This window comes from Mesorhizobium amorphae CCNWGS0123 (genome assembly GCF_001686985.1).
In the GTDB taxonomy this organism is placed as follows: Bacteria; Pseudomonadota; Alphaproteobacteria; order Rhizobiales; family Rhizobiaceae; genus Mesorhizobium; species Mesorhizobium amorphae.
This window is the reverse complement of sequence record NZ_CP015321.1, coordinates 1-7,607: the sequence shown is the minus strand read 5'-3', so window position 1 is coordinate 7,607 and position 7,607 is coordinate 1. Positions and strand designations below refer to the sequence as shown.

7 protein-coding genes and 1 pseudogene are annotated in these 7,607 nt (G+C 63.9%); 6 read left to right on the top strand and 2 right to left on the bottom strand.

Features of this window, described 5'->3' with window-relative positions:
- Positions 1-97 precede the first annotated feature (97 nt).
- Positions 98-1,206: pseudogene (locus A6B35_RS30090) on the bottom strand (IS110 family RNA-guided transposase).
- A gap of 471 nt (positions 1,207-1,677) precedes the next feature.
- Here A6B35_RS30090 and A6B35_RS30085 point away from each other — a divergent pair.
- The 4 genes from A6B35_RS30085 (at position 1,678) to A6B35_RS30070 (ending at position 5,201) form a co-directional block, all read left to right on the top strand.
- Positions 1,678-3,423 (top strand): ParB N-terminal domain-containing protein, encoded by a 1,746-nt coding sequence (locus A6B35_RS30085; RefSeq protein ID WP_006205778.1) that lies wholly within the window; start codon positions 1,678-1,680, stop codon positions 3,421-3,423.
- 97 nt (positions 3,424-3,520) lie between these two features.
- Complete coding sequence (locus A6B35_RS30080) at positions 3,521-3,997, top strand: hypothetical protein (protein WP_006205779.1); 477 nt, start codon at positions 3,521-3,523, stop codon at positions 3,995-3,997.
- A complete protein-coding gene (locus A6B35_RS30075) occupies positions 3,994-4,878 on the top strand; it encodes a DUF7007 domain-containing protein (RefSeq protein ID WP_006205780.1) in 885 nt (294 codons plus the stop codon). The genes A6B35_RS30080 and A6B35_RS30075 overlap by 4 nt, the downstream gene beginning before the upstream one ends.
- Positions 4,878-5,201: a hypothetical protein gene (locus A6B35_RS30070; protein ID WP_006205781.1), complete on the top strand. Its 324-nt coding sequence runs from the start codon at positions 4,878-4,880 to the stop codon at positions 5,199-5,201. Before A6B35_RS30075 ends, A6B35_RS30070 begins: the two co-directional genes overlap by 1 nt.
- 13 nt (positions 5,202-5,214) lie before the next feature.
- On the opposite strand, the gene A6B35_RS30065 is transcribed toward A6B35_RS30070, so the two are convergent.
- Positions 5,215-5,523, bottom strand: coding sequence for an alkylphosphonate utilization protein (locus tag A6B35_RS30065; protein WP_006205782.1), 309 nt, complete (start codon positions 5,521-5,523; stop codon positions 5,215-5,217).
- A gap of 512 nt (positions 5,524-6,035) precedes the next feature.
- Between A6B35_RS30065 and A6B35_RS30055 the strand changes: the two genes are divergently transcribed.
- Positions 6,036-6,623, top strand: a complete 588-nt coding sequence (locus A6B35_RS30055; protein ID WP_006205783.1) for a hypothetical protein — start codon at positions 6,036-6,038, stop codon at positions 6,621-6,623.
- 330 nt (positions 6,624-6,953) lie between these two features.
- Positions 6,954-7,607 (top strand): ArdC family protein (locus tag A6B35_RS30050; RefSeq protein ID WP_065518339.1); only part of this gene is annotated, 654 nt, incomplete at its 3' end.

Sequence of the window (7,607 nt, the reverse complement as noted above, 5' to 3'; positions counted from 1 at the left end):
GGCGTCGGGCGCATCGGCTCGGCCACATAACTAGCGACGGGAGTTCTCCACCGTGGCCCCACCCCCAGCACTGTGCAGCGGGTTGGGTCGAGACCGGCTATGACGGCGCGACCTCCCGGCCGATGGCCCACAAGAAGGCGGCCATCTCGCGTGCGATCGCAGCCACGACCACCGGCGGCTTCTTGCCGCGGCGCTGAGGCGACGATAGCGGGCGCAGAGCCGGACCTGCCCCTTCCAGGCAATATCGCGGACAGCCTTGGGCAGCCCCTCGAGCCGGGCCCTCAGGGTCTCGCTGACCCTGGCAGGATAGCGGTAAGTCCATGCCGCTTCGACCAGGGCGCGGCGGGCGCGTCGATTGCCGGCGAGCGTAAGGCTCGACCGGCGAACCGTGTCACCGGTCGAGCGCTCCCCCGGGACAAGGCCGAGAAAGGCCATCAACTGCGGCGGCGTATCGAAGCGACGCACATCCCCAATCTCGGCCGCAAATATCACTGCGACTAGGAACGAGGCGCCGCGCATGGCCTGATAGGCCTCGACGACCCGCGCCATGGACCAAGTTGGCACGAGGGCGCGCAACTGCTCGTCCAGGCGGTCGAGTCGCTGAACCGCGTCCTCGATCGCGTCGATCTTCTCCTGGAATACGATCTGCTGCGCAGTATGCTCGAAGCTCTGGTGGGCAAGCCAGCGCCGGTGCGCCAACGTCCAATGACCGCCGGTCTCGTAGATCCGCCCATGGCGCAGGAGGAAGGAAAGTAACTGCTGGCGTTTGCGGCGCAGGTCGTCGGCTGCGGCTTCCCGGGCTCGCACCAGATCGCGGACAGCCTCGTGGACCACGTCCGGCACCCACACCCCGCTCAGTTCGCCCGCCCGATGCAGCCGCGCCAGCGTCACCGCGTCCCGCCGGTTGGTCTTGACGCGCTCGCCCGGTCGCTTCGGGATCAGGGCCGGCGCAACCACCATGCAGTCGTGACCAAGATCGCGGACCTGCCGGCACAACCCATAACCCGTCGGCCCAGCCGCGAAGCAGACGTGCAGTCGATCATACTTTTTTCCTAGCTTCTTGATCGTCCGCTCTATCGCCGCCGGACTATTCTCGACCTCGCCGACGAACCGGACCTCGCCGGTGCGGCCGCCCTCCGCGATCGCAACCGCGTGCTTCTTCTTGGCTACATCAAACGCCACAAATGCTTCGCTATACTCTCCCATGGCTCGCCCTCCGTGCGTGAGGATCGGCTCGGCCCATCCGAGCAACCCTCGTCTTTTAATCGCACGAAGGGCGGGCCACCGATCTCCGCCTTGGAACATGACGTCTAGAGGGCTCCTTGCGGCGTCCGTAGGTTCAAAGACGTTAACCTCCAGTTTGCCGTGCAAATTTTTCCGCTTATCTCAATACCCCGGTCTACGTCGCGGTGATGAGGATAGGAAAACGGAGGAAGAATAAAGCCCTCTCGCAGATCGGGCGGGCCGGCGTCGCTGACGCTCAACCGCGCCGCTCGCGATCCCGGCCGCGTCGTCCTGCGCAGGGCCCAAGAGCCCCGCTCGGCCAGCCGGGCAGGGATGCTCGGCCGCGGTTGCACCGGCCCGTCCGCTCCGCGGGCCGGGGGATGTCTTCGGGAAGAAGACGAGGAAGGACACAGCGAATGGCGGTGTCCGCAAACCCCTTGAAGGAGCATCTCCATGGAACTGAAGTTTGTCGATCCGCGTGCGCTGAAGGATAACCCTGACAAGGCGCGACGCTCAAAGTCCAGCCCACAGGCCGACGCGCTGCTGCTGGCTACCATCCGCGCCGTCGGCATCGTGCAGCCGCCTGTCGTGGCGCTGGAGACGGATGGCGGCAATGGCTATGTCATCGATGCCGGCCATCGTCGTGTGAGGCAGGCGATTGCCGCCGGTCTGGAAGAGATCGCCGTCCTGGTGATCGAAAGGGCCGAGGACGGCGGGGCAATGCGGTCGCTGGCCGAGACGTTGGCGCATGAGCAGCTCAATCCCGTCGACCAATGGCGCGCGATTGAGCGGCTGGTCGCGCTCGGCTGGACCGAGGAAGCGATCGCCGTCGCTTTGGCGCTTCCCGTCCGCCAGATCAGGAAGCTGCGCCTGCTCGCCAACGTTCTGCCGGCCATGTTGGACCAGATGGCCAAGGGCGACATGCCCAACGAGAAGGAGTTGCGCACCATTGCGTCGGCTTCGCTTGATGAGCAGAAGGAAGTCTGGAAGAAGCACAAGCCGTCCAAGACCGATCCGCAGGTGTCGTGGTGGAGCGTGGCGCAGGGCCTGACGAAGCGCCGCATGTACGCGCGCGACGCCAGCTTCGGTGACGACCTCACCCAGGCCTACGGCATTGCCTGGGTCGAGGACCTGTTTGCTCCGGCCGACCAGGACAGCCGCTATACGACGGATGTCGAGGCCTTCCTTGGCGCGCAGCAGGAGTGGATGGCAAACACTGTGCCCAAGCGTGGCGTGATCGTGGAAGCCGGTCAGTGGGGCGAGCCGAAGCTTCCGCCCAAGGCCGAGCGTGTGTACGGCAAGCCGTCGAAGTCCGATCACACCGCCATGTATCTCGACCGCGACGGCAAAGTGCAGTCGGTCGCGTACCGCATGCCGGCGGCCAAAAAGCCCAAGGGCAAGAATGGGGCTGATGTCGAGGCCGATGGCGATGATATCGTCGTTACGGCAAAGCCGCGTCCGGACGTGACGCGCAAAGGCATGGAGATGATCGGCGACCTGCGTACCGACGCGCTGCACGAGGCGCTGTCGCGCGCACCGATCGGGGACGACACGCTGATGGCGCTGCTCGTTCTCGCCTTCGCTGGCCAGAATGTGACGGTTGCATCTGGCGCCCGCGACATCTCCTATTACGGGGCAGCAGGCCTCGGCGACCATGCCGCGCGCCTGTTCAACCACGAGGGCAAGCTCGAGTTCGACATCGACACGCTGCGCCTTGCCGTGCGTTCCCTGCTGATCGACGTTCTGTCCTGCAGGGAGAATCGCTCAGACAGCGGCGTTGTCGCCCGTGTCGCCGGCGACGTCATCGCGGCCGACAACTTCTTAGCGAACATGGGGACGGAGGACTTCCTGTCATGCCTGTCGCGGCAAGCATTGGAAGCCGCCTGCGCGGATACATCGGTCCTGCCCCGTCAGAAGGTCAAGGATACCCGTGCGGCCCTGGTAGAGCATTTCAAAGAAGGCCGGTTCGTTCACCCGTCGGCGCTGTTTGCGCCCACTCCGGAAAAGCTGACCTTCTGGCTGAAGAAGAACGAGGCCAGGGAACAGCCTGAGGACGACGGCACGCCTGAGGGCCAGGACGAGCTCGAGGGCGATGCGGTTGTCGAGCCCGCGCACGACTACGTTGGCGAGGACCCCGCTCCGCAGGAGGAGGACCTCACTGAAGGACAGATCGAGGCTTACAAGGTGGCGGCCGAATAGGCGGCCCGCCCTTTCATTCCCCCCGAACGATCATTCCGCCGCCGGCACACCACCGGCGGCGGCTCTGTTTCCACCATGAGAACCACGGAGAAAACCAATGTCCGCCCAATTGATCCATGACCTCGTTCCACTCGGTTCGATCGTGACTTATTCCGACGGATCCCCACGCCCGCCAGAGCGGCATCGCAAGAAGTTCGCAGCCTGGGAAAATCGCAATGGTGGCGGCCGTCTGATCCGCAAACAGGCCGAGGCCCGCGTCGGCAGTACGACGCTGCCCGCCTCGATCACCCTGCACAAGGGTGACTATGGCAGTCAGGGAACCTTTGTGCTGCGCATCCACCAGACGTTTTCGGTGAACAGTGACCTGAAGTTTTCGGTCAGGGAGCGACCCGCCATCGGCACGGTTCTCGTTCTCGACCGCGCCGGCGACGATGCGGAGCTTGTCCATCTTGCCGCCAATCGCACGGCCGCCGAGGAATGGCTGACCCGCCACCGCTATCCGAACGCCGTGTTGCGGCAAGTCACGGCCGATATCGTAGCGGCGGATACCGTAGAGGGGAGGACGGCAGCATGACTGCGCGAACTTCTGAAACCCATGACGTCGAAACCCCCGGGTTTCCGGGAGTTACTTTTGGCCGAAGCGCCGACGGGCTTTGCGTTGCCCTTGTCGGTGAGCACGCCTTCGCCATGGCTCCAGCCCGCGACGGCCGGCACTATCTTGTCACGGGCTGGCGTATCCGCCGGCCCATGGCCGAATGGATGCGCGGCGATTTCTACGGCCATGGCGGTGAGCTTGCCGACGAGGCGGCGTTTCGCGCGCATGTCGAGGAGAACGCCCTCCACCAGCAGCAGCGTGCAGCTCTCGGACGTCGCGAGATCCACTCCCGTGCCCACACGCCATGGGGAATGTCGCAGGGAGCGACCGTCTATGCCGAGGGCGTAGTGGCTCACTCAACGGCAGGCCATGGCGGGTTCCATCTGTCGGCGGAGCGAAACCGCAAAGTCCATGAAATGCTCCGTGCCAATGATGGCTGTTATGAAGAGGACTGCCATTGGGCGGCCGTCGCCCAAGCCTTCCCGCAGCTCTTCACGGACTTTGAGAAAGCGTGTGCGGAAAAGTCGATCCGCGACTGGTACCCGGACGCCTGGGAGGCGATCCACGGGAGGGTGCTCGAACCCGGCCAATCCGCGAAAAAGGACGAGCGGGCATTTTTCGAGAAGCATACCGATGACTGGGTCGTGGTGTCGGCGATCCGTTCCGAGTACCAGGCCGGGTTCACCGAGGTTGTCGCGACCCCTGGCCGCAAGCGCGGACCGGGCACGGAGGAACGTCGCTTTCTCGTTCCGACCGACGAATACCATGTCGGCCGCTTTGGATTCGTCATCGATGTTGCGCGCCATCGCATCTATGGCGGGCCATCGAGCCTCATGGATTGGCAGGGGAGGGACACATAATGTCTATCCCCGATCGTCGCGCAGAGCTCTTTCGCATGGAGGAGGCTCGGCGCCAGACACAGTGCCAATTCGATATGATCGACCGGCAGATCATGAGGCGGATGACGGCGATCATTCCGCAGCTCACACCCAAATGTGCCGGCTATCGACGCGGGAGGGGCCTGGAGCCGGCGATGTTTCTCGAACGATATCGGGCCAACCTTGCAGCGATCACACTTGAGAGGCAGCACGAGATCGACCCTCTCTCCCGCAAGCTCGCAAGGCAGGATGCTGCAATCGAGGCACTGCGTGCCAGACCGCCACCGGACCTGATGCGCGCTTGATACCGCGGCCTGATCAGCGCTTGCGGACGAACTCCGTTCGCAACACCAGCCCCTTGATCGCATCATGCCGGCAGTCGATTTCTTGGGGATTGTCGGTGAGGCGGATCGACTTGATCACCGTGCCCTGCTTCAGGGTCTGGCCGGCACCCTTGACTTTGAGGTCCTTGACGAGGACGACGGAGTCGCCGTCGGCCAGCATGGTGCCGGCGGCGTCGCGCACTTCGATGCTTCCGGCAGAAGCTTTAATGGCAGCCATCTCCGAGGCTGATCGCCATTCCCCTGTCGTATCGTCATAGACGTAGTCGTCGTTGTGATCGGTCATCGCTGCCCTCGCTCGGGATTGAATACGGTGCGCTGTCAGTCTGACGTGGGAGCAGGCCAAAGATCTGATCCACAACGGCGGACCGGCGCAGCTCATCTATACCAGCAGCAGCCGGCGTTCAAACCGCGGACGCCCAGCGTCTTTGGGCAAGCCGTGCGACGGCATGGCGGCGCGGGTCGACCGGGTGCTTATCCTCCCGCATGCTGGTATCCGTGCCATCCCTTGCCGGTCTTCCCGGCGGGTTTGCTGCGGTCTGAACCCGCGGCTGTCCGCTTCAAGGCCGCTATCGCGCCGCGGAGCGGCCGGAACCCGCCGATCTCGGCAAGGCTGGCCCGCGTCCCGCGCAGGGCCAGTGAAGAACTGGCCCCGCTTGTCCGCAAGCCAACCTCGCTCGCCTGGCAGGCTCCGGACCCTGAAGCGTCCAGCTTCCGCCGGTTCCTTTTGACCGCACCCGCAGGGAAAACCGGCAAGGACCGGAACACCTGAAGGGCATCGCTAGAAAGGAAAGCTCAATGTCCAGTTCAACCCGCTCCACCAAGACCAAGGCCCGCGTCGTCCAACTCCGCAAGGGCACCACCCTCGAAATGGTCCGGCTCTGCTGCCCGGATGGCCGCCAGGCCACCCTCATTTCGGAAAGCTTCGGCCTCCCCGTCCTCGACAGCGACGGCATCCGTGAATTCCATGAGCGCAGTCTGATCGAAGGCGCTGATACGCTCTCCGAGGGTCTTTCCGAAAAGGCGATGCAGATCCACCTGCAAAGGATCGTCGGCTCGCATGTCGGTTCGGCCTATGGAGCAGGCCAATTCTACTCGAAAGCCGTCACCGAGGCCAAGGACGCTACGGCCAAGCTCGCCAATGACACCCGCGACGAAGACATTGACGGTCCGGTCGGCTTCGACAGCAAGGCCCAGCGCAAGCGCGAATTCGCCGCCGAAATGGGCCTGCAGGCACATGCCTTGCGCATGGCGGCCGAGGGCGCCGTCGCCGCCTACGAGCACGTCGTTGGTGAGGCCTGGAAACCTTACGAACGCCAGACCGAGAACCCCGGCCAGACCGTTAACCGGCAGGCAGCCGATCTCCAGATGGCGGCTCTGGGCTGACACTCTTCGGGCGGAACTTCGGTTCCGCCCCATTCCATAGGCTGGCTCCCTACGGGGCGCCGGCCTTTTTGAATGTGCCAAAGGCACCGAACTCCATGATGAAAATGGGCTGGTCGTCGAGGCCGCGTCAACCGCGGCCGTCACGAATGATGGTCCTGCTCCGGTCCTCGTGCCGCGAAACGGCTGCGCCGTCCTTCACTGACGTTGCGGCCCGCAAGCGACGGTTCTCAACTTCCCCATCGATCCTCCCTGGGTTCGCGGACCTGCGGTCCTGCGCGTGCGGACCTCGTGACGGTCGCGATTGGCGCGGCCTCGAATGGAGGTTGGAAAATGGACAGGAAGAGCAACAAGTCCCGCGTCGACATCTACGCGAAAATCACCGATCGCATCGTCGCGGATCTGGAGAAGGGTGTGCGTCCCTGGGTGAAACCGTGGAGCGTTGCGAATACGACGGGTCGCATCACGCGGCCACTCCGTCACAACGGACTGCCGTATCAGGGGATCAATACGCTGCTTCTCTGGTCGGAGGCGGTTGCGCGGGGTTTTGTGTCACCGGTCTGGATGACCTTCAAGCAAAGCGCCGAGCTAGGCGGTCAGGTGCGCAAGGGCGAAACCGGTTCCATGGTGGTCTATGCCAGCCGCTTCACCAGGACCGAAACCGATGCTCATGGCGAAGAAGTCGAACGGGGCATTCCGTTCCTGAAAGCCTATACGGTGTTCTGCGCCGACCAGATCGAGGGTCTGCCGGCCCACTACTACGCGGCGCCAGAGCCTGCCGCCGATCCTGTCCAGCGCATCGAGCACGCCGACCGTTTTTTCGACAACACTGGAGCGGTTGTGCGGTATGGCGGAGACAAGGCCTATTATTGTCCCTCTACCGACCATGTGCAGCTGCCCTCACCGGAAGTTTTCCGGGACATGGCTTCATTTGTCGCCACGAGAGCGCATGAGACTCTGCATTGGACATCGGCTCATCACCGGCTG

What these genes read in the sequence shown, in the direction of transcription:
- A6B35_RS30085 (WP_006205778.1), top strand. Translation starts at nt 1,678, where the DNA reads ATGGAACTGAAGTTTGTCGATCCGCGTGCGCTGAAGGATAACCCTGAC.
- A6B35_RS30080 (WP_006205779.1), top strand. Translation starts at nt 3,521, where the DNA reads ATGTCCGCCCAATTGATCCATGACCTCGTTCCACTCGGTTCGATCGTG.
- A6B35_RS30075 (WP_006205780.1), top strand. Translation starts at nt 3,994, where the DNA reads ATGACTGCGCGAACTTCTGAAACCCATGACGTCGAAACCCCCGGGTTT.
- A6B35_RS30070 (WP_006205781.1), top strand. Translation starts at nt 4,878, where the DNA reads ATGTCTATCCCCGATCGTCGCGCAGAGCTCTTTCGCATGGAGGAGGCT.
- A6B35_RS30065 (WP_006205782.1), bottom strand. Translation starts at nt 5,523, where the DNA reads ATGACCGATCACAACGACGACTACGTCTATGACGATACGACAGGGGAA.
- A6B35_RS30055 (WP_006205783.1), top strand. Translation starts at nt 6,036, where the DNA reads ATGTCCAGTTCAACCCGCTCCACCAAGACCAAGGCCCGCGTCGTCCAA.